The organism is Streptomyces sp. NBC_00212 (genome assembly GCF_045206365.1).
Taxonomy (GTDB): domain Bacteria; phylum Actinomycetota; class Actinomycetes; order Streptomycetales; family Streptomycetaceae; genus Streptomyces.
Map to the genome: position 1 here is coordinate 5,390,866 of NZ_CP108115.1, position 21,985 is coordinate 5,412,850.

The following is a 21,985-nucleotide window of genomic DNA, read 5'->3' on the forward strand; positions in this document are numbered from 1 at the left end:
CATTCCCCAGGTCGGGGACGGAAGTGTGCTTCGCGGACCCTCCCGTCGGCCGGTCCGGAAGATGTGCCAGAGTTGCCACGTCCGGGCTGTGAGCACGTACGGTACGGCCATCAGCAGGTGGCCACAGACGGCACAGTCGTACGGCCGGGACACCGGGAAGGGGCAGCTGGGTTGACCACGCACGCACCGCAGGCGGCGCAGTCCGTGACGCTGCCTGCCTCACTGGACGAGGCCGTGGCGGCGCTCGCGGCCATGCCTGCCGCCGTGCCCGTCGCGGGCGGCACCGATCTGATGGCGGCCGTGAACCGGGGCCTGCTCCGCCCGGCCGGCCTGGTCGGACTCGGCAGGATCAACGAGATCCGCGGCTGGCAGTACCAGGACGGCCACGCCCTGCTCGGCGCCGGTCTCACCCACGCCCGTATGGGCCGCCCGGACTTCGCGGCGCTCATTCCGGCGCTCGCCGCGGCCGCGCGCGCCGCAGGGCCCCCGCAGATCCGCAACGCGGGCACCCTGGGCGGCAACATCGCCTCCGCGGCCCCGACCGGGGACGCGCTGCCCGTGCTCGCCGCGCTCGAAGCCACCCTCGTCATCGCGGGCCCGGGCGGCGCCCGACGTGAAATTCCCGTGTCGCATCTGCTGGCCGGGCGGGACATGCTCGCCCCGGCCGAGTTGATCGGATATGTCCGGGTGCCGCTGCTGCACGCTCCCCAAGTTTTCCTCAAGGCCACCGGCCGCACCGGCCCCGGCCGCGCCACCGCCTCGGTCGCCGTCGTGCTCGACCCGGCCCGGCGCGGAGTGCGCTGCGCGGTCGGCGCCATCGCGCCCATGCCGCTGCGGCCCCTGGAGGCCGAGCGCTGGATCGCCTCGCTCATCGACTGGGACGGCGAGCGCGCGGCGCTGGCCCCGGAGGCGCTCGGCGCGTTCGGCGAGTACGTGGCCGCCGCCTGCATCCCGGACCCGGCGACACCCGAGGACGGCTCACAGCCGCCGCCCCTCTCGCCCGCCGTACTGCATCTGCGGCGCACCGTCGCCGCGTTGGCCCGACGAGCACTGGGGAGGGCGCTGTCGTGACCGACCGCGACAACGAGCACGAGACCGAGCGCGGACACGAGCACGGCTATGGCCAGGTGCCCCGGCACGGCGGCTGGGAGCCCGTCCCGCACGGCGGCGAGTACGAGCCCGACGCCACGGCCTTCGTCCAGCTCCCCCCGGACATGGACATGATGGGTGCCCCGCTGGCGGCCCCCGGCCACGGCTACGTACCGCCGATGATCGTGCCGCTCACCCCGGCCGCCGCGACGGACCCGGGCGCGACCGGCGTCTGGCGCATCCCGACCGAGCTGACCGGGCAGTCCACGCCCGACGCCACCCCCGCGCCGGGTGCGCAGACCGTGGTGTGGCCGGAGCCCGCCGCGCCCGCCCCCGTGCCCGCGACCCCGACGGAGCCCGCCCGCGACCCGGCCGCCACGGCCCAGTGGAACTTCGCCGACGAGCCCTCCCTCGCGGGCACCGGCCAGTGGACCATCCCGGTCGCGGAGGGTGAACTCCCGGAAGAATCCGGCGAGTTCACCACCTCGTCGCTGATCGAGCAGTGGGGCTCGACCCCGCCCGCCACCCTCCCCGGCGGCGCGCCCGCCCCCTGGGCGAACCAGCTGCCGGAGGCCCGGCAGCCCGAGCCCCGGCCCGAGATCCGGGAGCCCGCGCGCCAGGAGTCCGCGCCGGAGCCTGTGCTGCCCGCCGCCGACATTCCGGATGTACGGGACGTATCGGATGCCGCCGGGCCGACGGGCGGCGTCGCCCAGCAGTCGCATCCGCACCTGGAACCGGAAGCCGTGCGCGCGGCCGAGCCCCAGCCGGAAGCGCCCGCAGCCGAACCCGCCCCTGAAACGGTCGAAGCGCCCGGAACGCCCGAAGCGGGCAAGTCGCCCGAAGCGCCTGAAGCGCCTGAATCGGCCGAACTGCCCGCGCCCCAGCACGAAGCCGAGCCCGAGCCGGAGCCGGGTCCTCAGCCCGCGCCGGAGGTCACCGCCGACCCCGGGACCGTCACCGACCCCGCCCCCGAGCCCGTCGTGGAAGCACCGCCCGCTCCCGACCTCGAACACCCCCGGGCCTCCTACGTGCTGCGCGTCAACGGGGCCGACCGGCCCGTCACCGAGGCCTGGGTCGGGGAGTCGCTGCTCTACGTGCTGCGCGAGCGGCTCGGGCTCGCCGGGGCCAAGGACGGGTGCTCGCAGGGTGAGTGCGGGGCCTGCAACGTCCAGGTGGACGGGCGGCTCGTCGCCTCCTGCCTGGTGCCCGCGGCGACCACCGCCGGCAGCGAGGTCCGTACCGTCGAGGGGCTCGCCACCGACGGCGAACCCTCCGACGTCCAGCGGGCCCTTGCCGAGAGCGGCGCCGTGCAGTGCGGCTTCTGCATCCCCGGCATGGCCATGACCGTGCACGACCTGCTCGAAGGCAACCACGCCCCCACCGAACTCGAAACGCGCCAGGCGCTCTGCGGCAACCTGTGCCGCTGCTCCGGCTACCGTGGTGTGCTCGACGCGGTGAAGGACGTCGTGGCGGGCCGCGAGGCGGCAGGCGCGGCCCACGCCGAAGAGGCCCGCATTCCGCACCAGGCACCCCCCGGGGCCGGCAGCGCCAGGCCCCCGCACACGCACGACGGAGGCATGGCGTGAGCAACGACGCAGCCACCGCGACGGTCGACGGCGCCAGCCCGGCGGCGGCGCCGGAGCAGCAGGCACCCGCGCACGGGATCGGCGCGTCCCTCGCGCCGGTCGACGCGCGGGCCAAGGCCGAGGGCACCTTCCCCTACGCGGCCGACCTGTGGGCCGAGGGCCTGCTGTGGGCGGCCGTGCTGCGCGCCCCGCACGCGTACGCCCGCATCGTCTCGATCGACACCTCGGCCGCCGTCGCCATGCCGGGCGTACGGTCCGTGGTGACCCACGCCGACGTGCCGGGCGACCCGGCGTTCGGCCGCCGCATCGCCGACCGGCCCGTCTTCGCCGCCGAGTTCGTACGCCACCACGGCGAGCCCATCGCCGCCGTGGCCGCCGACCACCCGGACACCGCGCGCCTGGCGGCCGCCGCGATCGCCGTCGAGTACGAGGTGCTCGAACCGGTCACCGACCCGGAGAAGGCGTTCGCGGCCGAACCGCTGCACCCCGACGGCAACCTGATCCGGCACATCCCGCTCCAGTTCGGCGACCCCGAGGCGACCGGAGAGGTCGTGGTCGAGGGCCTGTACCGAATCGGCCGCCAGGACCCGGCCCCGATCGGCGCCGAGGCCGGCCTCGCGGTGCCCCGGCCCGACGGCGGCGTCGAGCTGTACACCGCGTCCACCGACCCGCACAGCGACCGCGACCTGGCCGCCGCCTGCTTCGGCCTGGAGCCGGACCGGGTGAAGGTCGTCGTCACCGGAGTGCCCGGCGCGACCGGCGACCGCGAGGACCTCGGCTTCCAACTCCCGCTGGGACTCCTGGCGTTGAAGACGGGCTGCCCGGTCAAGCTGACCGCGACCCGCGAGGAGTCCTTCCTCGGCCACGCCCACCGCCACCCGACGCTGCTCCGCTACCGCCACCACGCGGACGCCGAGGGCCGCCTCGTCAAGGTCGAGGCGCAGATCCTGCTCGACGCGGGCGCCTACGCCGAGGCCTCCTCGGAATCCCTCGCCGCGGCCGTCGCGTTCGCGTGCGGCCCGTACGTCGTGCCGCACGCCTTCGTCGAGGGCTGGGCGGTGCGCACCAACAACCCGCCGTCCGGGCACGTCCGGGGCGAGGGCGCCATGCAGGTGTGCGCGGCGTACGAGGGCCAAATGGACAAGCTCGCAACGAAGTTGGGCCTCGACCCGGCCGAACTGCGCATGCGCAACGCGCTCGCGACCGGCGACCTGCTGCCCACCGGCCAGACCGTCACCTGCCCGGCCCCCGTGGCCGAACTCCTCGCCGCCGTACGGGACTTCCCGCTGCCGGTGCTGCCCAAGGACGCTCCCGAGGACGACTGGCTGCTGCCGGGCGGCCCCGAGGGCGCGGGCGAGCCGGACGCGGTCCGGCGCGGCGTCGGCTACGCGCTCGGCATGGTCCACATGCTCGGCGCGGAGGGCACCGACGAGGTCTCCACGGCCACCGTCAAGGTCCAGGACGGCGTCGCGACGGTCATCTGCGCGGCCGTCGAGACCGGCCAGGGCTTCACCACGCTGGCCCGCCAGATCGTCCAGGAGACCCTGGGCATCGACGAGGTCCACGTCGCCCCCGTCGACACCGACCAGCCCCCGGCGGGCCCCGCCACCCACGGCCGCCACACCTGGGTCTCGGGCGGCGCGGTCGAACGCGCGGCCAAGATGGTCCGCACCCAGCTGCTCCAGCCCCTGGCGCACAAGTTCGGCATGTCCACGGAGCTGCTCCAGATCGCCGACGGCAAGATCACGTCGTACGACGGTGTCCTGTCCACGACGGTCACCGAGGCGATGGAAGGCAAGGAACTCTGGGCCACCGCCCAGTGCCGCCCGCACCCCACCGAGCCGCTCGACGAGACGGGCCAGGGCGACGCGTTCGTGGGCCTCGCGTTCTGCGCGATCCGCGCGGTGGTGGACGTCGACATCGAGCTCGGCTCCGTCCGGGTCGTCGAACTCGCCGTCGCCCAGGACGTCGGCCGCATCCTCAACCCCCGCCAGCTCGCGGCCCGTATCGAGGCCGGAGTGACCCAGGGCGTGGGCGCGGCCCTGACCGAGAACCTGCGCACGGTGCGCGGCCAGATCCGCCACCCCGACCTCACGGGCTACGCCCTGCCGACGGCCCTCGACGCCCCCGACATCCGCATCGTGAAACTGGTCGAGGAGCGGGACGTGGTGGCCCCCTTCGGCGCGAAGGCCGCGAGTGCCGTCCCGGTGGTCACCTCCCCGGCCGCGATCGCCTCCGCGGTCCGCGCCGCGACCGGCCGCCCGGTCAACCGCCTCCCGATCCGGCCGCAGGCGGCGGTGGTTCAGCAGGGCTAGCGGGTCAGCGCGCGAGGAGGTCGACCACGCCCGTCAGGTCCTCCTCGCCGCCGCCCTCGGCGAGGCGCCGCCGCATCAACGCGAAGTAGGGGAAGATCAGTTCGGGGCTGACGCCCTGCTGCTCGGCGGTGTCGAGGAAGGTCGGTGTTCCGGCCGCCTGCATGCCGAGGTTGGAGACGACCCCCTTGGTGTAGTCGCCGCTCTTCAGCTGGCCGGTGGTCCGGTGGACCGACGGGGCCATCGCGACGAGCCAGTCGGCGAGCGGCGGGGCCAGCGAGGCGGGGTCGACGTCCTCCTTGCGGATCAGGGCGAAGGCGTGCGCCACCCCCGCGAACATCCCGTACATGGCGCTGAGCAGGGCCACGTCGTGCAGCGCCGCGAAGTCCGTGTCTGCGCCGACGTAGGTGGTGGCGACCGGAACGGCCAGCGTCGCGCGGTGCCGCTCGAACAGCTCGCGCGAGCCGCTGTAGAAGACGTAACCACCCGCTTCGGGTACGCCGATCATCGGCGGGACGGCCATGATCCCGCCGTCCAGGTAGCGGGCGCCGCGCTCGCGCGCCCACGCGGCGCGGGCCCGGGCCTGGGCGGGGGTGCTGGTGGTCAGATTGACCAGGTCCTTGCCGGCCGGCTCGGCGCCGTCGAGCGCCTCACCGACGGAGTCGTCGTCCAACAGGCAAGTAATGACAAGGGAGTTGGCCGCCACGGCCTGGGTGGCACTGTCGGCGGCCCGCGCGCCTGAGGCGGACGGCGGGGTGCGCCGCGTCTAGTACGACGAGGTGCCGCCCCGCGTCGAGTACTCGCTGACCGAGGACGGGGTGCGCCTCAACGAGGCGATTCAGCCACTGGCGGCGTGGGGCCGCGACCGGGCGACCGGGCAGGGTGATCCCGGGGACAAGAGTGCGGCCGCTCATTCACCCCTGAGCGCCCGCTGACACCAAATCCGCGGGGCCTCCCTCCCGTACGCTGACGACAAAGATTCCGTAATTCACGCGTATGGAACGGGAGTTGGGGATGTCGTCAGGGGCTACGGCGCAGGGCTCGGGCTGCGGGGATCTCGTCGCGCACGCCGATGATCTCGGGGTGATCGGTGCGGACGCGTACAAGCTGTACGACGGATTCCGGCGCGACGGGGATCATGCGAGGGCGGCCACCTTCGAGGCGGCGCGGGCGCTCAGCGCGGACAACTTCACCAGTGGGGCAGCCCTGATGAAGGTCCACGACACCTGGCAGAGCCAGTACACGACGCTCCGCGACGCCTGCGCGCAGATCTCCAACCACCTCGACTACTCCACCGCCCGGCACGCGAAGGACGACGCGCGCGTACGGGGCGCCCTGGCAGCCGTCTCGGTGATCAGCGACTACATCAGTTAGCAAGCGACTACATCAACTAGCATACGGGAAAGGGCAGTTGTTGAAGTTCGCGGACGTGGTGAACGCCCCGGTCGGCAAACTCAGGGCGGCGGTGGACGACTGGTCGGACATGGCGCTCAGGCTGAAGAGGCTGTCCGACGAGGCCCACGACGGCATGCGGGTGCATGCCGAGACGGCCAGGTGGGCCGGGGTGAACGCGGGGGTCACCCGTGAGTTCATCCGCAAGACGGTGAAGGAGTTCGCGGACGCGGAGAAGGAGGCCGAGGGTGTGCACCGGCTCCTGCTCGATGCGTACACGGAGTTCAAGAAGGCGAAGGACGGGCTGCAGGCCATTCTGGACGGCGCGCGGGCGAGCGGCATCGCCATCGACGCGAGAGGCCGGGTCGTGGCCCGCCACCCGGTCGCGGACGCCGCCGTGCGGCACGACCCCGAGTACGCCGGGCTGGCGAAGGACCTGAAGGCCGAGCAGGCGAACGTGGCGGCCTGGCAGCGCAAGGTCGACGCGCTGATCGCCGGGTGCGACGCGGCGGACGAGTCGCTGCGGCTCGCCCTGACGGCGAACGTTCCGCACGAACACGACTTCACCGTGCCACGGTTCGCCTCCCTGGACGACGAGGAGGCCGCGCGGGCGGTGGACCTGGCGAAGCGGGTCACCGGCGAGGGCGGCACGGCCCGCAACGTGGCGGAACTCAAGCGGCTCCAGACCCTGCTGGACGCGAACGCCCACGACCCCGAGTTCTCGACCTCCTTCTACCGGCGGCTCGGTGCGCAGGGAACGCTGGAGTTCTACACGCGGCTCTCCCTCGACGCGACGGCCCTCGGCCCGGCGGGCCTGGACCGTGTCGCGATGGTCCGCCACGTCCAGGACGACTTGGGCCCGATGCTGGGCCTCGCCACGAACCCCCACACCGCCGGCCACCTCGGCGGCCCCTGGACGACCGACCTGATGCGGGCGGGCCGCCGCCCGATCGAGGTGGGGGGCTTCGCGGGCGAGGGGGCGAAGGTGTACGGGTACCAGGCCCTTGCCGCGCTGCTGCGGCACGGCACGTACGACAAGGAGTTCCTGCTGCCCGTCGCCCGCGACATGGTGGGCTTCGAGCACCAGAACCCGCACGTTTTCGAGCGGGGTGTACCGCAGGTCCCGGGCATGGCCCTGAACCTCGACCCATCGGGCGGCCGGGGCTTCGACCCCCTGACCGGCCTGATGTCGGCGATGTCCAACAACCCTGATTCGTCCTCGGAGTTCTTCAACGAGCCGGTCCGTGCGGACAGCGACGGCAATGGTCTGGTGACGGCGGACGACGCGGCGGTCCGGGCCCCCGGGGGCGGCCAGCTCAGCATGGTCGACCACCTCCTGGACAAGCCCCCCACGGACGACAGCTACGACGCCCTCCCCGGCGACCGCACCCCGTACCAGTCCGCCCTGGGCAACGCCCTGGAGGCAGCGGTCACGGGCCGCGTCCCGGGCGACGAGGCGGCAAAGCCGGAGGAGCACACGGCGGCGATGGCCGCCGTGATGGAAAAGGTGGTCGCGAAGATCGGCGCGGATCCGTCCTTGATCCTGGGCGAGGATGACGCGCCGGGGAAGCTGGAGGGGCTTTCGGGGAACTTTGGGAATATGGCGGCGGAGTATATGGCCGACATTCAAGTGGCGGCGGAGAACGGGGCGGAGCAGGCGAAGCCGTTCGGAGTCTTGGCGAACTTCGCCAACTTCGGGCAAGTGGCCCACTTCCTGGGAGCGGTGGCCCATGACCCTGATGCGTACGGCGCGATTACGAATGCCCAGCAGGCCTATACGACTCTTCTGGTCCGCGATGTGTTTGCCCACCCGGAGAATCATGGGTCCGATGTGGGTGAGGCCGTGCGCAATGCGGTGTATCCGGGTGGTGAGATCGCCGGCGTGATGGCCGAGGCGCGTGTGCAGGCGATCTACGAGCAGCATGCGGCCACTGACAAGGACTTCAACGACGCCCTGCAGGACAAGGCCGACTGGACGAACCGGATCATCAGCGCGGTCGGCGCGAAGTACGTCGAGATGCTGCCGGTCGGTGGCGATGCCGTGGAATGGCTCCAGGAGGACATCACCAAGTCCATGGTCGAGAACAGGCAGCATGACTCGTCCAGCGCAGCGAGCCAGGAGGCCGCGGACGCTTACTCGGCAGCGCAGGACAAGGCGAAGAAGGCTGCGTCGGCCGCAGTGGGTACGGCTGGGCAGAGCGCGGGCCTTCCCCCGCGGGATACCCGGGAATATCAGGGAGTCGCGTCCTCGTCGATCTCCGACGCCTATTCCGCCGGGCGGAATGCGGCGTCCGTCGCAGAGCCTCCCGGCGGCACGAAATGAGGGGCGGTGGGAGAGCCCTCATAGCCGTACTGATCGTGGTGCTGATCATGGCTGGTTGCTCGGCCGAGCCCTCGGTGCCGAGTATGCCGAAGAACGTCTGCTGGGGGGTCTTCGCGAGCAGTTCGGTCGCACCGTTGCTGCCCAACGGTGACACGGCCAAGGTGGAGAACGATCGTCCCATCGACGTCTTTGGTAGCGAGCGGAGTACGTACTGCGCGGTGCGTATCGACGGCAATTCGCGATTCGTGGCGTGGGCCGAGCTCCGAAGGAGCGGAAAGGGTACGGATTGGAACCACGCGGCACGGACGTTTGGCTCACACATCGAAGCGGGTGACGAGGCGTTCGTCTGGGACGGCGCAGCCGCCTCCGTCTTCCTGTGCGAGCGACCGGATCTCCCCAGGGGCTTGGCCCTGCCGCCCTCAGCCAAGTACATCGAACTGGAACTGACGGCGGACCGGTCGCCCAAAACCCAGCAGACCCGGGACGTACTCACGACCCTGATGAAGCAGTACGTCCAGTTCGCCAAACGGGATCTCAAGTGCCGGAATTGATCGGGCTGTTGGAGGCCGTGACCGGAATCGAACCGGCGTAACTCGCTTTGCAGGTTTGTCCGGGCCGGTCAGGGCCTGATCCGGTCTCGTTCGTCGGCGTTCAATACCGTACGGACATCGCGCCCAGCGGTGCGGAGTGAACGGCTCCGGACGCCGATGAACGTCCATGAACGAGACGGAAACTGAGACGGATCGCGGCCGGACGGCCGATCCCGTAGCGTCGCCGTGTGCTGGCACTTTTCGACCTGGATAACACTCTGATTGACCGTAGCGCGGGCCTTGAGGACTGGGCCCGTGGCTTCGTACGCTCGCGCTCCCTGCCTCAAGAGGCGGAGGCCGTCATCTGCGATCGGCTCCGCGAGCGGGCACGCCCTGAGGACTTCGTGGACCTGCGGGTGACCCTCGGTCTCACTGCCGACCTGGGCGACCTCTGGCACGAGTACGTCGATGGCGTCGCGCGTTCGGTGCGCTGCTTCCCTGGGGGCCGGGAAGGGCTCGAAGCGCTACGCGGCGCGGGATGGACGATCGGCATCGCGACGAACGGCGCGGGCGACATCCAGCGCGCCAAGCTCACTGAGACAGGTCTCGCCCCGCTCTTCGACGGCATCTGTGTCTCGGGGGAGGTAGGGGTGCGGAAGCCGGAGCGTAGTTTCTTCGAGGCTGCGGCGGCGGAGTGCGGTGCCTCGCTCAGCGCCGGAGGGTGGATGGTCGGCGACAACCCCGAGACGGACATGGGCGGGGCAAGGGCGGTGGGATTGCGGACGCTCTGGGTGGCCAACGGTCGCGAATGGGCCGATGGCCCCCGCGAGCCCGACGTCATGGTGCCGGGCCTCGCGGAGGCCATCGAGGTACTGCGAGGGGCCACGGTCTAGGTCGGCTCCGCCTCCGGGGCCACGTGCAGTTTGTCTAGCGTCAGCGCAAGATCAGGCGAAGTGTCCTTGAGGCCTGCCCACCGCTCCATGACGGCAGCCGCGGCGTCGGCCAGATCTGAGGGGAGCCCTACCTCTTCGAGGGCGCGCGCCGCCTCCTTCATCTCTGGGCCCCAGCGCCATGACCGAGCGGCGACCTTCGGGAAGTACGCAATCTCTGCCAGGTAGCTGGTCGTGCGCCCTTCGGCGATGTCGAGTAGTTCTGCCTCCACCCCGTGGTCACTGGCGAGGGCGTAGGCGACGGCGGCCAGCGCACGGCTCGCCTTCTGGTAGCTGCTGTATGACAGCTTGAGCGCGGAGGCCTGACCGATCCCGCCTGGCAAGGGCCGTGCTTGGACGGCGCTTCCGTTGAAGAGGCGGGCGACCAGCGATACAGCGTCGACCGGGCCGGACAGATACAGGCGTGGGCTCTTCGAGTCCGACGGCGGGGACCCGATCACGGAGCCGTCGACCGCGATCGCCCCGGAGCGCTGCACGATGGCGCTGATGTTGGCCATCGTCGCGGGGGAGACCGCGTTCCCATCGACGTAGATACCGGCGTACGAGTACGTCGCGACGTCCTGCGCCACGCCTTCAGCCGCGGCCGGCGGGCAGAGGCTCAGGATGATGTCCGCCCGTTCGGCCATCTCGCTCAGCGCTGGTACGGGAGTGAGCCCGTACCTTTCGGCACGGGCCTTGCTGCTCGCGCTGCGGCCGACTGGGCACCACAGAACCTCAGCACCGGAGCGCCGTGCCTGAGCGGCGACGGCGGCTCCCATGCTGCCCGGGTGCAGGATGCCGAGCGTCGTCATCCGACAAGCTCCCGAATGTTCTGGCTCTCGGCTGAGGCCGTGGCTGCGAGGGCTTCGATGATGGCCTTGGCCGACTCGGTGGGGCTGAGCTGATCGGTCCGGAGGGCGAGCGTCCACGGCTCGGTTTCGTGGGCCAACAGATCCTCTCGGGTCTCGTGCCAAACCTTCACCCGAGCCTCTACGTCCTTGTCCCCGCGGCCGATGGAACGGGACTCCGTGACGTCCAGTGCGCACCACAGGAGTACGCGAATCCAGTGCAGGGGGAAGGCCGCCACCGCACTGGCCCCCACGACCTGCCCCATGTGCAGAACGGGGATTCGGTCGGCGTCGACCAGGGACGTGACGCCCTGCCGGTCGATGGCGTACTCGGCGTCATAGCGGGCGTTGCGGTAGAGGAGTTCTCCCGCGCGCGACAGCTCTTCAATGTGGTCAACGGTCGTGAGCCGGTATCCCGTCGTACGCCCGGGACCGGCCTTGAGCCGCTCGAACAGCGCGAACTCCGGCCGGAGCCGAACCAGTTCACTGGTGACGGTGTCCTTGCCGGAGCCGGGCGGCCCGTAAAGGATCACGCCGGACGGCATCACAGCCCACCCCCACTCAGCACGTCGCGTGCTTCGTCGACCAGGGCGACAGCGGCGCCCAGCCGGTTGTCGACAACGAAGTGCGGGCCCTGCGGACGGAACTTCAGGTCGAGCCCCAACGCGTATTCGTCCCACGCTTCCATCTTCCAGGCGTCACGTGCCGCGCCACGGAATTCGATGTACTCGCGCATAGATTCGACGTCGCACTCAACCCATATCGTGGCGACCGAAACCCGCTTCGACCGGCAACGATTCTGAAACCGCTGCATCCAGGCGGATTGAGCGAACTCTGTGATAAATGGAGCATCAAGGATTGCTGAGATTCCGCAATCCAAGTTGTCCCAGGCGGCTTCCATGAGGCACCGATATTCGAGCGGCCGGACCTTCTCCCGGTATAGCTCGGAACTCCGGTCGTGTGCCTCCCCGCCTAGCGAGACAAGGAGTTGATCGACCAGCGGGCGCGTCAGTGAGTCCTTGTCGAGGATCGGCCAACCGGTGAGCCCCCCGAGGAACTTCGCGAACTCCGACTTCCCCGACCCGGCATACCCTCCGACCAGGATCACGGTCGGTCCGTCAGTGCTTGCCCCTGCCGTGTGGCGACTCCATGCGTTGACCACACGATTGCGCAGAGCCTCGCTGTCCACGTCGTCCGTACCCTCGCGGATGCTGCTCAGCGCTTTGCGTACTGCGTCCGGCTGGTCGGGGAGCTTTCGCTCAGCGGAAGCGGGCGCCGGTACGGATTCCACAGGGGCATCCTCTCCGGGCAGGGCTTTACGGAAGCCGAGTTGAGCCTCATTGCGACGATAGAGGCGGCAGTACGCCCGGCGGTAATGCGGACCGGGATATACCGAGCCTTTTTCGTGGCCCCAGATTGTTTGGAAGTTCGCGGCAATGTTGAAGCCGTGCCGCTCCGCGATTTCGCGAAGCTTCTCCCCCGTGTCTTCCAGAGTGAGCCCTATCTCCTCGCGGTGCATCCGCAGGAGATCCGGCTTCCAATCCGGGTGCTTCCGAGCCATCTGCCCCTCCTAGATAGCTAGTCGGAGCCGCGAGTGTAGCGGCCCGACTAGCGCTGTGGAAATTCGTGATAGCGCATGTGTAAGCGGATGTATAAAACCGCTTGGACTTTCTCAGGTAGCGGGACGTGATACCGGGTTTCGCCCTGCGGATGTGAAGTAGTGCACACACCGAACGAGGAGGTTCAGATGTCCCGCAGCGCGACTGTTCAGAACCCACCCCGGCTTGCTGGAAGGTCAGTTCCCTTCCAGGGTCGCGACGCGTCGGCGCAGCTCTCCAACCTCGCTCCGCAGTTGCTCGACTTCCTCGCGCAGTTCGACCACGGTCCCGACCGGATCGGCGAGCTGCGCTGCGCGGCCGGCGGCGGGCGTCAGGAAGACACCCTTGCCCTGGTGGCTCACGACGAGCCCGTCTGTCTTCAACTGGTTGATGGCGGCGCGGGCCACGGTCACCGTGACCTCGTACGACTCTTGGAGCTTCCCGTAAGAGGGGAGTTGCCCGGTCTCGGTGAACTCGCCCTTCGCGATGCGTTGCCGCAGGTCATCGGCTACCTGCTGGTAGGCGAACTTCTCGCCGGTCCACTCGACCATCTGCACCCCAAGTCTCGTCTCGATCTCTGCCTCATAGTGCCTAAGCCGCAGAGATAGAACCAGCGTCCCACGCAGCCTGTTCCGCGAAGGGACTTGACGCACTCTGCCTCACAGTGCACTCTGAGGCAGAGCCGAGAAAGTGGCTCGCCTCGGAAGAGGTAGAGCGCTTGATCAGCCTGTTTGACCTGCACGAATGCAGAGGGCGGGGACGCTGCAATCCCGCTAAAGGCCAGGGGACAGGGCTTCGGCCCGACTGGCGAGGTGGCCCGGTGACCGCGAGCAACGGCCGGAGGGTGGGGACTGGGTCCCCCTTGCAGTGCGTATCCCCTGTTCAGCGACGTGAAGGAGTGGCAGTGAGTCGACGAAAGCGATGGGCGCGGCCGTGAGAGACCGGCACGGTGGCGTCGTTCTATTCCCGGTCCGTGAGCGCGATTGAGCGCCGCGGCCGACCGGTCGTCTTCGACTGTTTCGCGGCGGCTGGCGCCGCGCCGGTTGCCTCCTCCGTCCGTCCGGGCGCCCTTCGGGGCGGTCTCGTACGGACGGGGTTGAGGGGAGCCGGAGAGTCCGGCCCCGGAATGGGGTCCGCCATGGACAAGAAGCTCGCCGCGGCCATCCAGCGTGACAACGACCTGGAGGACGCGGGCATGCACGGCGATGACCGCAGGACCTGCTGGACCCACCAGACGTGGGCCGAGGAGTGCGCCGACAACCCGATGCACACGAACCCGAGTGTTTCGCACTACCCGCGCCCGGCCTGACCTTCCACTCTCCGAACGCTGTGCGCCCCCGGAGCGGCTACTCCGGGGGCGCTGTTCGGGCCGTACCTACTGCTAGGGAGACACGCCCCATGAAGAACATCGTTGCAGGTCATGTACCTGTTACCGCGATCGAGTTCGTTGAGCTGGCCCTGGGGACCCCGGTTGATCTGTGGCTCGGGGTGGAGGGCGAGAGCGAGATGGAGCGCGCGGCCCGCCTGGATGCGGCCCGCGACATCCTGACCGACTACCCCAACCTGCCTGACCAGGTCTCCCGGGTCGCCGCTGAGGCGATCGAGGCGTTCGCCCCGGAGCTGTTCAACGTCGTCCCGCTGGCTGGATCCACGAGCCGGCGGCGCCGGCCGAGCCGGAGCGGGGTGGCGGCATGACCACGCTGAGGCTCGATGACCTGACGGTCGCGCTGCGTGCCCTGCGGTTGCTGGCTGCGGAGTTCGCAGAGCTGCCCGCGGGTGGGGTATCCGTTTCCACGATCTGGCCGGACCGCGTGGAACTGTCCTTCCACGATGACCTGCCGGGTTTTGAGGCGTGGCGGGCCGCGCTGGGTATCGACCCGGATGCGGTGGAACTTCGTCCCCAGGAACAGGGGCGGACCTGGTGCTTGCTGGCTCGCGCCGACTATGCGGGCGCTGACGTCCGTCTCTTCGGCTACGCCGCCATTCCGCCGGGAACCGTCGTGGGCGAGGGTGCTCGATCGGTGGTGACGGCATGATCCGCATCGTCACCAGGAAGCGCCTCGCGCTCCTCGAAGCCGACACCCACGCTGCGTTCGAGCGTGCTCGTCAGGCGAGTGAGGCCGCGCACAAGGCGTCGGGTCGGCACGCACGGGAGCTGAGTGCGGCGATCGACCGGGCCGAGCGGGCGGAGGCGGCCAGCGAAGAGGTGAGCGTGCTCCTGGCCGGGGCCGTGAGCGAGCTGGCCGCGCAGCAGGAGCAGCTTCTGCTGAAGGGCCTTGAACTGCGTCGCCTTCGGGCGGAGTTGGAGCGGGGCCCGGTGGACGGAGAGACGCTCACGGTGCTGTTCCACTTCGGTGAGCCGCACACGGTCTACCGCTCGCGCGAGGACGCCCACGCCGACACCACCACCCATGGCGTCGCCGCGGACGGGTGGGTGCCGTGCGATGAACGTGCGCCGTCCGCGTTCATGTGGCGGTGTGAGGCGTTCGTCTACGACGCCGCCTCCAACGGGTTCCGCCGGGTGTTCCCGCCCGCGGCGGTGCCGGTGAGGGGTGCGGCGTGAACAGTGTTCAAACGCGTTCAGCGGAGCGGGCACTGTCGGGCGGCACATGGTTGATCGTGTGCGGAGCGATGCTCTACTCGATCCTCACGGTCACGCCGTTGATGGCCGGGCACACGGCCCCTGAGTGGGCGTGGACGGCCCCGATTCTGCCGCTGGTGGTGGATGCGGCGGTGGTCATCGTGGTCAAGCTCGATGACGTCCTGGCCCGCCTTGGCGGGCACGGAGGCACCTGGCCGATCCTGCTCCGCTGGATGACCGGCCTCATGACATGGGCCCTCAACATCGGCGACTCCGCGTTGAGGAAAGACCTGGTCGGCGTGGCCGTCCACTCCGTGGCGCCCCTGCTTTTGATCGTCACGGCGGAGACCAGCCTCGCCTACCGGCGGGCCCTCGCCGCGGCTCAAGCCGCTCTGCAAGCGGAGCGCCAGGCCGAGCGGGACCGGGCCGAACAGAAGGCCCGGGAGCGTGCCGAGCAGGCCCGCGCCGACGCGCGGGAGGAACGCGAGCACGCCGCCACGCAGGAGCGTGAACGCCGCGACCACGAAGCCCGCCTGGCCCGTGAACAGGGCGAGCGGGAAGAGCGCCAACGCCGCGAGGAACGCGAAGAGCGCGAGCGTACGGAGGCGGCTGAGCGGGAGAGCCGTGAACGCCTTGAACGCGAGCGTGAACAGCGTGAACAAGAGTGCGTGGACCTTGAACGGCAGGCGCGTGAGCGGGCCGAAGCCGAGCGGCGGGAGCGCATCGCGAGGGCGGAGCGTGAACAGCGTGAACGCCAGGAGCGCGCAGCTCGTGAACGCGATGCGCTTCTTGAGCGTGGGCCCGCGCAGACCAAGCTCGCTGAGGATGAGGCCCGCCAGATCGTGACGGCCGCGTACGAGGCGGCCCTGCCGGTGCGGCAGGCCGCGGAACTGTGCGGCTGGTCGGTCGGCTGGGTCTCTTCCCGCTACGCCGAACACCGCGATCCCAGCACCGGCGGTGCTGAGCTGGCGATTGCGAGCCGCTGATGCCGACCGCCTACGCACGCTGTTACGACCCGGCCGGCGCCCGCTACGGGATACCGACGTTTCCTTGGAGGCTGGCTCCGGACGGCTACGCCACGCGCCGACAGCTTCGGGCCCGCGGGCTGCGGCCCGGCGGGCAGGAGGTTGCCGCCCAGCTCATGCGCGAGTCCCGCCGGCGCAAGGCGGGGGTGAGCGTGGCGTTCCTCTACCGCGTCGACCACGCCAAGCCGGTCCGCCCGATGACCTCGCGGAAGTGGGGCGCGCTCGCGCTGGCGATGCTGGCCCGCCGCACCTGCCCCGAGTGCCGCGTGGTCTACAGCTACTGCATTCCGCGCTCGCTCGGCATGTGCCTGCTGTGCGCCGACGCCGAAGGACAGCGCGCCGCCTGAACACCACTACACGATCAAGGAGTTCACCATGCACATCGCGCACCGGACACGCCTGCACCTCATCTCGCTGACGGGCGCGGTGGTCGCCGTGGTCTGCGGGACCTGGACCGGGACCCGTCTGGCCGGCTACGGCGTGCCGTGGCCGCTCTACATGGCCTGCGCCATGGCGGTCAGCAGCGCCCTGCTCAGTTCCCTGGACAGGGTGACGCAGAGGCTCGACAGCACCCTCTACCGCTGCCGCGAGGTGGACTGCGCGTACAAGGTGCGCGTGGCGCACGTGGATGCGGCCGAGCGGCGCCGCTGGCAGGAGGCCGCGGCCTCCCACCCCTGCCACGAACTCAACGCCCGCCCCTGACCTGGCGCCAACACCCGTTCTGACCAGGAGGTTTCGATGGATTCCACGTCTACGGCCGAGGCGGCGAAGGTGGCGTATCACTTCGTGCTGACGATGCAGTTCCCGGACGGCACGTACGGCTCCGTGGACGGCGTCACGTACGTCGATTCCGGCACCACCCGCGCCGACGTGTTCACGCAGATGCGCCAGCACCTGGCCCGCGAGGCGGGCCGCGGCGGGGTCGTCACGTTCTTCGCTCTTGAGCCCAACCGGCTCTGATCTGCACGGTCCCGCTTTTCCTGCGCAGGGCCCGGACGCCTGCTTTGGCCGGCTGCGTCCGGGCCCTGCTTACTCCCTCGAAGGAGTGCACTCAGCATGACTGACCTGAGTACCGAACCGGTAGTAGCCCCTGAAGCACCACCCCCCGACCCCACCCCCGCCTCCGAGCCGGATCCTGCCCCTGACGTTCCGGAGCTGGCGCACACTCCGGGCGGGTACCCGGTCCTGCCGCTGGCGTTGTCCAGCGCGAACACCACCGCGAGCGTGATCGGCGCGGGCGGCCTGGCCGGCGGGCCGGTCGGCGCTGCCGCGGCGGCCGGCGGCGCGGCCCTGCTCGCTGTCGTCGCTGCCGGTATCCGTGCCCGTCGCCTCGCTGCCGAACAACGCCAGACCCGCCCACGCTCCACGACCACCGGACGCAGCACCGCGACTGGTGCCCGGCGGCCGAGCCGCGGGCTGCCCACCCAAGGACGCGGGAACCGCGCAGGTTCTCTGTCGGGCCGAGGAAGTAGCGGTCGGGGCAGGGCGACCACTTCCCGTGCGGGTTCTGCCAGTTCGGGCCGCGGTGCAGCATCGCGGACCGCGATGGGGACGGGGCGAGGTCTGGGTAGGCGCCAGACACCGGCCGGTCGCGGCGGCGCCCACCAGGGTCTCGGCAACCGTTCCGGAGTCGGCCGCACGGGGGCCGGGGCCGGGAGGCTGGGGCAGGCGCGCGCTCTGCGCACGGCCAACGCCCGCCGGCATCCGACCCGTTCGGCCGCCCGCACGGGCGCGACGCAGGACCGGCGGGCCGTCGCCGACGCCCGGCGTGACGCCAAAGCCGCCGCCCGCCAGGCCAAGCGCGACGCGCGAGGAGGCGGGCGCGGACCGCTCGGCCGTGCCGCCGCGTGGGGCGGGCGCAAAGCCGGTGCCGGGGCCCGTGCGCTCATCTCGAAGGCCCGGGGCAAGCAGGACCGGGCCACGGATGCCGCTCTGGCGGCCAAGCGGTCGGCGGCGCGGAAGGCGCCGGCGCGCCGTAAGGCGCGGTGGGCGCTGTGGCGGTCGGCGGCGCGCATGTTCGGCAAGCGCCTGCTCGCCTGCGCTCTCGGGGGCGCGCTCGGCCTGGTCGGTCTGGTGACCAGTCCGATCGGGCGCCGTCTGGGGATCCCGTGGTTGGTGCATCCGGGCCGGCGTCTGTACCGGCGCATCGTCGACAAGGCCCGCCGCCAGTGCGCCGAGCGGGATGCGCGGATCCGCAAGACCCGTAGCGAGGAAGAGGCCGCCGCGGATGCCGCCGCGTCCGCTGATCCGGGGGCGATCGGGGACCGCGTAGAGCGCCCCGCCCGGATGGTGCCCGTGTCCTACCCGACTGTTTCGGAGGTCGAGAACGTGTCTGGTTTCAAGTTCGAAGAGGCCGCGTCGGAGATGCAGAACGCCGCGGCGACGTACGACCCGGACAGCAACATGGAGGTCGTCGACATGATCGACAACCTCCCTTCCGCTCTGGAGTGCGTCGCTAAGACCTTCCTGATTCTCGCGGAGCGCTCCGACCGGGAGTTCGCCTTCGAGAAGGAGGTGGCCGACGGGTTCGACGACATCTACAAGTCCCTGCTCTCCGCCGTGGACGCGGCGGTCGACCTGGGGCCGCGGTTCCGCGAGATCCACGAAGGCGACATCGCCCGCCACGAGGACCCCCGCAACGGGTCCGATGCCGAGAAGAAGTGGAACGTCTGACCATGCCGACCGAGACCACCACGAAGAAGACCAAGAAGGCCGAGCCGGCCGTGGAGTTGGCGACGGGGCCGGAGTGGGACTGGGCGGCCGGTCACGGACCCGTGACCGGTGCCCTGTCCGCCACCACCGGAGCGTTCGCCGTGGCCACCTGCGGTGCTGCGGGCGGGATGCCGCCCGGCTGGGCGCTCGCGGTCGGCACCGCGGGGGCCATCGGGCATGCGGCGGCCGGGATCCGGCTGCGCAACGCCGGCCGCACCGTCGCCGCCCGCGCCGCCTCCTGGCTCATCGGGGGCGGCTGGACCACGTGGGCCATGGCCCACGGCCCGCTCACCTGGGAAGCACTCGGATCCCTCGCCGCGATCGGCGTGGCCATGGGCGCTGCGACCCGGTCCACCAACCTCTACGAGGAAGCCCGCGAGGAGGAAGCCCTCGCGGCGGGACAGCGCCAGATCGCGGCCGAGTTGTCGGCCGAGCGGCGCGCGATCGCTGAGGAGTGGGCGGGGCGGATCGAGCGGGTCTGCGGTATCCGGATCCGCATCCTGGCAGTGGAGAAGTGGGAGGCCGGGACCGGGTTCACCATCGACGCCGAACTCCCCGGCGGCGCCACCTACGACGCGATCGCCAAGAAGTCGGCGGCCCTCTCATCGGATGCGCATCTGCCGCACGGCTGCACCGTCACCACCGGCCCCGGCATCCACCAGGGCCGCACCCTCATCGACGTCGGCACCGTCAACGTCCTCATGGAAGAGACCCCGTACCCGGCCGGGTACGGGGCGCTGTCCCTGCACACCGGCATCCCCTGGGGCTACCGCTCGAACGCGGACAAGATCCTGACCTTCCTGCGTGAGCAGTGCGCGCTGGTGGTGGGGCCGACCGGGTCGGGCAAGACCAACATGGTGCACGTCATCCTGGCCGGGTTCGCCCGCGCCACCGACGTCCTGACCTGGGTCATCGACCTCAACGCCGGATCGGCTGGCCTGCCCTGGGTCCTTCCCGCCCTCCAATCGGCCGGAAGCGGCAGGCCGATCCGGCCCGGGATCGACTGGCTCGCCTCCACCTACGACGAAGCCCTCCTCCTGCTCGACACCGCCCTCGCGGTCGGCCGGCACCGCAAGATGGCGTATCAGGATCTGCTGGCGCGGGAGAACACCGACCTGCTGCCCATCAGCGCGTCGATCCCGCAGATCGAGCTGGTCATCGACGAGGGTGCGGAGATCCTGGTCAGCACCGACCGCAAGATGCGCAAGCTCGCCGAGAAGATCCTGGAGGTCATCCGGCTGCTGCGCTCGATGGGCATCCGCACCGTGCTCACCGCGCTCGGTGCCACGAGCAGCGTGCTCGGGAACCTGATGATCCGCCGCGAGGCCAAGGCCCGTGTCGCGCTGACCGGCGGGGAGACCGAGGGCATGGACCTGTCCAAGATGTTCCCCGGCTCCCGCGGCCTGCGCCCCGAGCAAGCCCCGTACAAGGGCGCCGGGTTCATGGCCACCCCGGAATCCCCGGTCGGGCTGTTCAAGACGTGGCGGATCCTGCCGCACCAGATCCGAGAGATCGTCATCGCCACCTCAGACCGGCACCCCCGGCTGGACGACATCTCCGCCAAAGCCGCCGGCGCCGCGTACGCGCGGCGCTGGGATGCCGACCGCATCGCCTGGATGCGCGACTCCAACGCCACCCTCGCCGCCATCGAGACCGGCACAGGGGGTGTGGTTCCGGGAGTCGAGCAGGCGCCGCGGCGCGGGCTGAACCTGACCGCCCTGCGCGAGCCGGACCAACCCGAACAGGCTGAGCCCGGGGCGAGTGCGGAGGATGAGCTCGCGGCCCGGTTCCTGGAGCAGATCGACGAACAGTTCGGCACCACCGAAGAACCCCGCCGCGAGCCGCGCCGGGATCATCCGGGGCTGAACCTGTCCGCCTTCCGCAAGGGCGAACGCGAACAGCCGACGCTGGAGCCGGAATCGCGGGAGGGCGGACCGGAGTGGCTCGCCGACGCGATCACCGCGATCGAGGCGGCAGGGGCTGCGGGCATGAAGCCTTCCGCCGTCGCCGACATGGTCGGCAAGGACCGCAAGACGGTCCGTGCCGCCCTGCAAGAACCGGTCTCCCGGGGCCAGTTGATCTACCGAGAGAACGGGCCGCGCTCCGTCTACATCCATCCCGATCACGCCTGAAGCCGGTCACTCACCGCTACTGGGTAGTGGGTAGTGGGGAACGCCCCACTACCCACTAGAACGCCCTACTAGCGGCCCCACCTCCGGGAACAGGCGTGTTTCTACTGGGGACCCCACTACCCACTACCCAGTAGCCACACCCCACTACAGCTACACACCGTCACTGCTCGTCGGGCGGCGCCACCTCGTTGGTGCCGCCCGACGGTCGTCTCCGGGAGGCTGCTCGTGATCGTGACCCTGTCCGCCGTCGCCCTGTTCGGCGCGCTCACCTTCATGCTGTTCCGCAACCGCGAAATCGGACCCCTCAGCGCGCTCGTGCTGTTCCTCTTCGGGTTCTTCACCGCCGCGACCGGAGCCGCCGGTCCCATCCGCTCGATGTGCACGGCGATCGTCACCGCGCTCAACCACGTGGCCTGAGAACCCTGTTGAAGGGAGCACCTTGTGCCCTATGACGCCGCCTACGAGATCACCACCAAAGCCCTGAGCCCCAGCCCGCTCGCCTACCAGCCCGGCCCCGCGCGGGCCGTGATGCTGCCGCACGAGATCCCGCCCGGCGTGCAACTGGTCACCCTGCCCGACGGACAGCGCGCCCTGGCCTACGTCCAGCCGCCCGCCCACCAGCCGCCGCCCGCCCCGGCCGGATCGCAGCCGATCCCGGCGTGGGCCAAAACCACCGCCCTGCTCGCCCCGACCGTTGGCTTCGGCATCGCCGCGGGTGGTATCGGGCTCTCCTACGCAGCCCCGGGACTGATCGCCTTGAGCCACGCCCTGTGGGCTGCCGTCGCCCTCATCGCCGCCGGCGCCCTCGCCGTACCCGCTCTGCTCGGTGGCGTCCGGCGCCGGATGACCGGGCCCACGCAGATCACGCAGCACATCACCGCGACCGGCCTGTTCGGCCGCGCCAACGGCACCATCAACCACCAGTAAG

The 21,985-nt window shown here is 70.7% G+C and carries 23 protein-coding genes and 2 pseudogenes; 20 read left to right on the top strand and 5 right to left on the bottom strand.

Annotated features, from left to right (window positions below):
* Window positions 1-171 precede the first annotated feature (171 nt).
* From OHA17_RS24655 to OHA17_RS24665, 3 genes are read left to right on the top strand one after another with little or no spacing between them, the layout of a single operon-like run.
* Window positions 172-1,071, top strand: coding sequence for an FAD binding domain-containing protein (locus tag OHA17_RS24655; protein WP_406508399.1), 900 nt, complete (start codon window positions 172-174; stop codon window positions 1,069-1,071).
* The gene (locus OHA17_RS24660; protein WP_406508400.1) at window positions 1,068-2,675 is read left to right on the top strand and encodes a 2Fe-2S iron-sulfur cluster-binding protein; all 1,608 of its coding nucleotides are present in this window, start codon (window positions 1,068-1,070) and stop codon (window positions 2,673-2,675) included. The genes OHA17_RS24655 and OHA17_RS24660 overlap by 4 nt, the downstream gene beginning before the upstream one ends.
* A complete protein-coding gene (locus OHA17_RS24665; protein WP_406508401.1) occupies window positions 2,672-4,990 on the top strand; it encodes a xanthine dehydrogenase family protein molybdopterin-binding subunit in 2,319 nt (772 codons plus the stop codon). The genes OHA17_RS24660 and OHA17_RS24665 overlap by 4 nt, the downstream gene beginning before the upstream one ends.
* A 4-nt stretch (window positions 4,991-4,994) precedes the next feature.
* Here OHA17_RS24665 and OHA17_RS24670 read toward each other — a convergent pair.
* Window positions 4,995-5,735, bottom strand: a pseudogene (locus tag OHA17_RS24670) (NAD(P)-binding domain-containing protein); the annotation flags it as partial.
* Here OHA17_RS24670 and OHA17_RS24675 point away from each other — a divergent pair.
* The 5 genes and pseudogenes from OHA17_RS24675 to OHA17_RS24695 all read left to right on the top strand — a co-directional run.
* A pseudogene (locus OHA17_RS24675) lies at window positions 5,719-5,922 on the top strand (winged helix-turn-helix transcriptional regulator); the annotation flags it as partial. The pseudogenes OHA17_RS24670 and OHA17_RS24675 sit on opposite strands and share 17 nt — an antisense overlap.
* 79 nt (window positions 5,923-6,001) lie before the next feature.
* A complete protein-coding gene (locus OHA17_RS24680; RefSeq protein ID WP_406508402.1) occupies window positions 6,002-6,361 on the top strand; it encodes a hypothetical protein in 360 nt (119 codons plus the stop codon).
* 37 nt (window positions 6,362-6,398) lie between these two features.
* Window positions 6,399-8,702 carry a DUF6571 family protein gene (locus OHA17_RS24685; protein ID WP_406508403.1) on the top strand — a complete coding sequence of 768 codons (2,304 nt, stop codon included), beginning with the start codon at window positions 6,399-6,401 and terminating at the stop codon, window positions 8,700-8,702.
* Window positions 8,703-8,737: 35 nt separating this feature from the next.
* Window positions 8,738-9,253 carry a hypothetical protein gene (locus OHA17_RS24690; protein WP_406508404.1) on the top strand — a complete coding sequence of 172 codons (516 nt, stop codon included), beginning with the start codon at window positions 8,738-8,740 and terminating at the stop codon, window positions 9,251-9,253.
* 227 nt (window positions 9,254-9,480) lie between these two features.
* Window positions 9,481-10,125: an HAD family hydrolase gene (locus OHA17_RS24695; RefSeq protein WP_406508405.1), complete on the top strand. Its 645-nt coding sequence runs from the start codon at window positions 9,481-9,483 to the stop codon at window positions 10,123-10,125.
* Here OHA17_RS24695 and OHA17_RS24700 read toward each other — a convergent pair.
* The 4 genes from OHA17_RS24700 to OHA17_RS24715 form a co-directional block, all read right to left on the bottom strand.
* A complete protein-coding gene (locus OHA17_RS24700) occupies window positions 10,122-10,973 on the bottom strand; it encodes a DUF1932 domain-containing protein (protein WP_406508406.1) in 852 nt (283 codons plus the stop codon). The genes OHA17_RS24695 and OHA17_RS24700 overlap by 4 nt on opposite strands.
* Window positions 10,970-11,554 carry a guanylate kinase gene (locus tag OHA17_RS24705; RefSeq protein ID WP_406508407.1) on the bottom strand — a complete coding sequence of 195 codons (585 nt, stop codon included), beginning with the start codon at window positions 11,552-11,554 and terminating at the stop codon, window positions 10,970-10,972. The genes OHA17_RS24700 and OHA17_RS24705 overlap by 4 nt, the downstream gene beginning before the upstream one ends.
* A complete protein-coding gene (locus tag OHA17_RS24710) occupies window positions 11,554-12,570 on the bottom strand; it encodes an AAA family ATPase (protein WP_406508408.1) in 1,017 nt (338 codons plus the stop codon). The genes OHA17_RS24705 and OHA17_RS24710 overlap by 1 nt, the downstream gene beginning before the upstream one ends.
* Window positions 12,571-12,804: 234 nt before the next feature.
* Entirely contained in the window at window positions 12,805-13,158 is a 354-nt protein-coding gene (locus tag OHA17_RS24715) for a GntR family transcriptional regulator (protein ID WP_406510803.1), read from the bottom strand.
* A 587-nt stretch (window positions 13,159-13,745) separates the two neighbouring features.
* Here OHA17_RS24715 and OHA17_RS24720 point away from each other — a divergent pair.
* From OHA17_RS24720 to OHA17_RS24775, 12 genes are all read left to right on the top strand, one after another.
* Entirely contained in the window at window positions 13,746-13,916 is a 171-nt protein-coding gene (locus OHA17_RS24720; RefSeq protein WP_406508409.1) for a hypothetical protein, read from the top strand.
* 89 nt (window positions 13,917-14,005) lie between these two features.
* Window positions 14,006-14,302, top strand: a complete 297-nt coding sequence (locus tag OHA17_RS24725) for a hypothetical protein (RefSeq protein WP_406508410.1) — start codon at window positions 14,006-14,008, stop codon at window positions 14,300-14,302.
* Window positions 14,299-14,643: a hypothetical protein gene (locus tag OHA17_RS24730; protein WP_406508411.1), complete on the top strand. Its 345-nt coding sequence runs from the start codon at window positions 14,299-14,301 to the stop codon at window positions 14,641-14,643. The genes OHA17_RS24725 and OHA17_RS24730 overlap by 4 nt, the downstream gene beginning before the upstream one ends.
* Entirely contained in the window at window positions 14,640-15,170 is a 531-nt protein-coding gene (locus OHA17_RS24735) for a hypothetical protein (protein ID WP_406508412.1), read from the top strand. The genes OHA17_RS24730 and OHA17_RS24735 overlap by 4 nt, the downstream gene beginning before the upstream one ends.
* Window positions 15,167-16,174, top strand: coding sequence for a DUF2637 domain-containing protein (locus OHA17_RS24740; protein WP_406508413.1), 1,008 nt, complete (start codon window positions 15,167-15,169; stop codon window positions 16,172-16,174). Before OHA17_RS24735 ends, OHA17_RS24740 begins: the two co-directional genes overlap by 4 nt.
* On the top strand, window positions 16,174-16,560 hold the full coding sequence (locus OHA17_RS24745; protein ID WP_406508414.1) for an RRQRL motif-containing zinc-binding protein: 387 nt from the start codon (window positions 16,174-16,176) through the stop codon (window positions 16,558-16,560). Before OHA17_RS24740 ends, OHA17_RS24745 begins: the two co-directional genes overlap by 1 nt.
* A gap of 28 nt (window positions 16,561-16,588) precedes the next feature.
* Window positions 16,589-16,915 (top strand): hypothetical protein, encoded by a 327-nt coding sequence (locus tag OHA17_RS24750; protein ID WP_406508415.1) that lies wholly within the window; start codon window positions 16,589-16,591, stop codon window positions 16,913-16,915.
* 36 nt (window positions 16,916-16,951) lie between these two features.
* Window positions 16,952-17,173 (top strand): hypothetical protein, encoded by a 222-nt coding sequence (locus tag OHA17_RS24755; RefSeq protein WP_406508416.1) that lies wholly within the window; start codon window positions 16,952-16,954, stop codon window positions 17,171-17,173.
* A 585-nt stretch (window positions 17,174-17,758) separates the two neighbouring features.
* Window positions 17,759-18,886 carry a hypothetical protein gene (locus OHA17_RS24760; RefSeq protein ID WP_406508417.1) on the top strand — a complete coding sequence of 376 codons (1,128 nt, stop codon included), beginning with the start codon at window positions 17,759-17,761 and terminating at the stop codon, window positions 18,884-18,886.
* 2 nt (window positions 18,887-18,888) lie between these two features.
* Complete coding sequence (locus tag OHA17_RS24765) at window positions 18,889-21,057, top strand: hypothetical protein (RefSeq protein WP_406508418.1); 2,169 nt, start codon at window positions 18,889-18,891, stop codon at window positions 21,055-21,057.
* A 225-nt stretch (window positions 21,058-21,282) separates the two neighbouring features.
* The gene (locus tag OHA17_RS24770; RefSeq protein WP_406508419.1) at window positions 21,283-21,474 is read left to right on the top strand and encodes a hypothetical protein; all 192 of its coding nucleotides are present in this window, start codon (window positions 21,283-21,285) and stop codon (window positions 21,472-21,474) included.
* A gap of 24 nt (window positions 21,475-21,498) precedes the next feature.
* Window positions 21,499-21,984 carry a hypothetical protein gene (locus tag OHA17_RS24775; protein WP_406508420.1) on the top strand — a complete coding sequence of 162 codons (486 nt, stop codon included), beginning with the start codon at window positions 21,499-21,501 and terminating at the stop codon, window positions 21,982-21,984.
* Window position 21,985: the final 1 nt, after the last annotated feature.

Coding starts and splice junctions, on each gene's coding strand:
- OHA17_RS24705 (WP_406508407.1), bottom strand. CDS start 11,554: ATGCCGTCCGGCGTGATCCTTTACGGGCCGCCCGGCTCCGGCAAGGAC.
- OHA17_RS24745 (WP_406508414.1), top strand. CDS start 16,174: ATGCCGACCGCCTACGCACGCTGTTACGACCCGGCCGGCGCCCGCTAC.
- OHA17_RS24725 (WP_406508410.1), top strand. CDS start 14,006: ATGAAGAACATCGTTGCAGGTCATGTACCTGTTACCGCGATCGAGTTC.
- OHA17_RS24750 (WP_406508415.1), top strand. CDS start 16,589: ATGCACATCGCGCACCGGACACGCCTGCACCTCATCTCGCTGACGGGC.
- OHA17_RS24680 (WP_406508402.1), top strand. CDS start 6,002: ATGTCGTCAGGGGCTACGGCGCAGGGCTCGGGCTGCGGGGATCTCGTC.
- OHA17_RS24730 (WP_406508411.1), top strand. CDS start 14,299: ATGACCACGCTGAGGCTCGATGACCTGACGGTCGCGCTGCGTGCCCTG.
- OHA17_RS24755 (WP_406508416.1), top strand. CDS start 16,952: ATGGATTCCACGTCTACGGCCGAGGCGGCGAAGGTGGCGTATCACTTC.
- OHA17_RS24765 (WP_406508418.1), top strand. CDS start 18,889: ATGCCGACCGAGACCACCACGAAGAAGACCAAGAAGGCCGAGCCGGCC.
- OHA17_RS24710 (WP_406508408.1), bottom strand. CDS start 12,570: ATGGCTCGGAAGCACCCGGATTGGAAGCCGGATCTCCTGCGGATGCAC.
- OHA17_RS24720 (WP_406508409.1), top strand. CDS start 13,746: ATGGACAAGAAGCTCGCCGCGGCCATCCAGCGTGACAACGACCTGGAG.
- OHA17_RS24715 (WP_406510803.1), bottom strand. CDS start 13,158: ATGGTCGAGTGGACCGGCGAGAAGTTCGCCTACCAGCAGGTAGCCGAT.
- OHA17_RS24760 (WP_406508417.1), top strand. CDS start 17,759: ATGGGGACGGGGCGAGGTCTGGGTAGGCGCCAGACACCGGCCGGTCGC.
- OHA17_RS24700 (WP_406508406.1), bottom strand. CDS start 10,973: ATGACGACGCTCGGCATCCTGCACCCGGGCAGCATGGGAGCCGCCGTC.
- OHA17_RS24735 (WP_406508412.1), top strand. CDS start 14,640: ATGATCCGCATCGTCACCAGGAAGCGCCTCGCGCTCCTCGAAGCCGAC.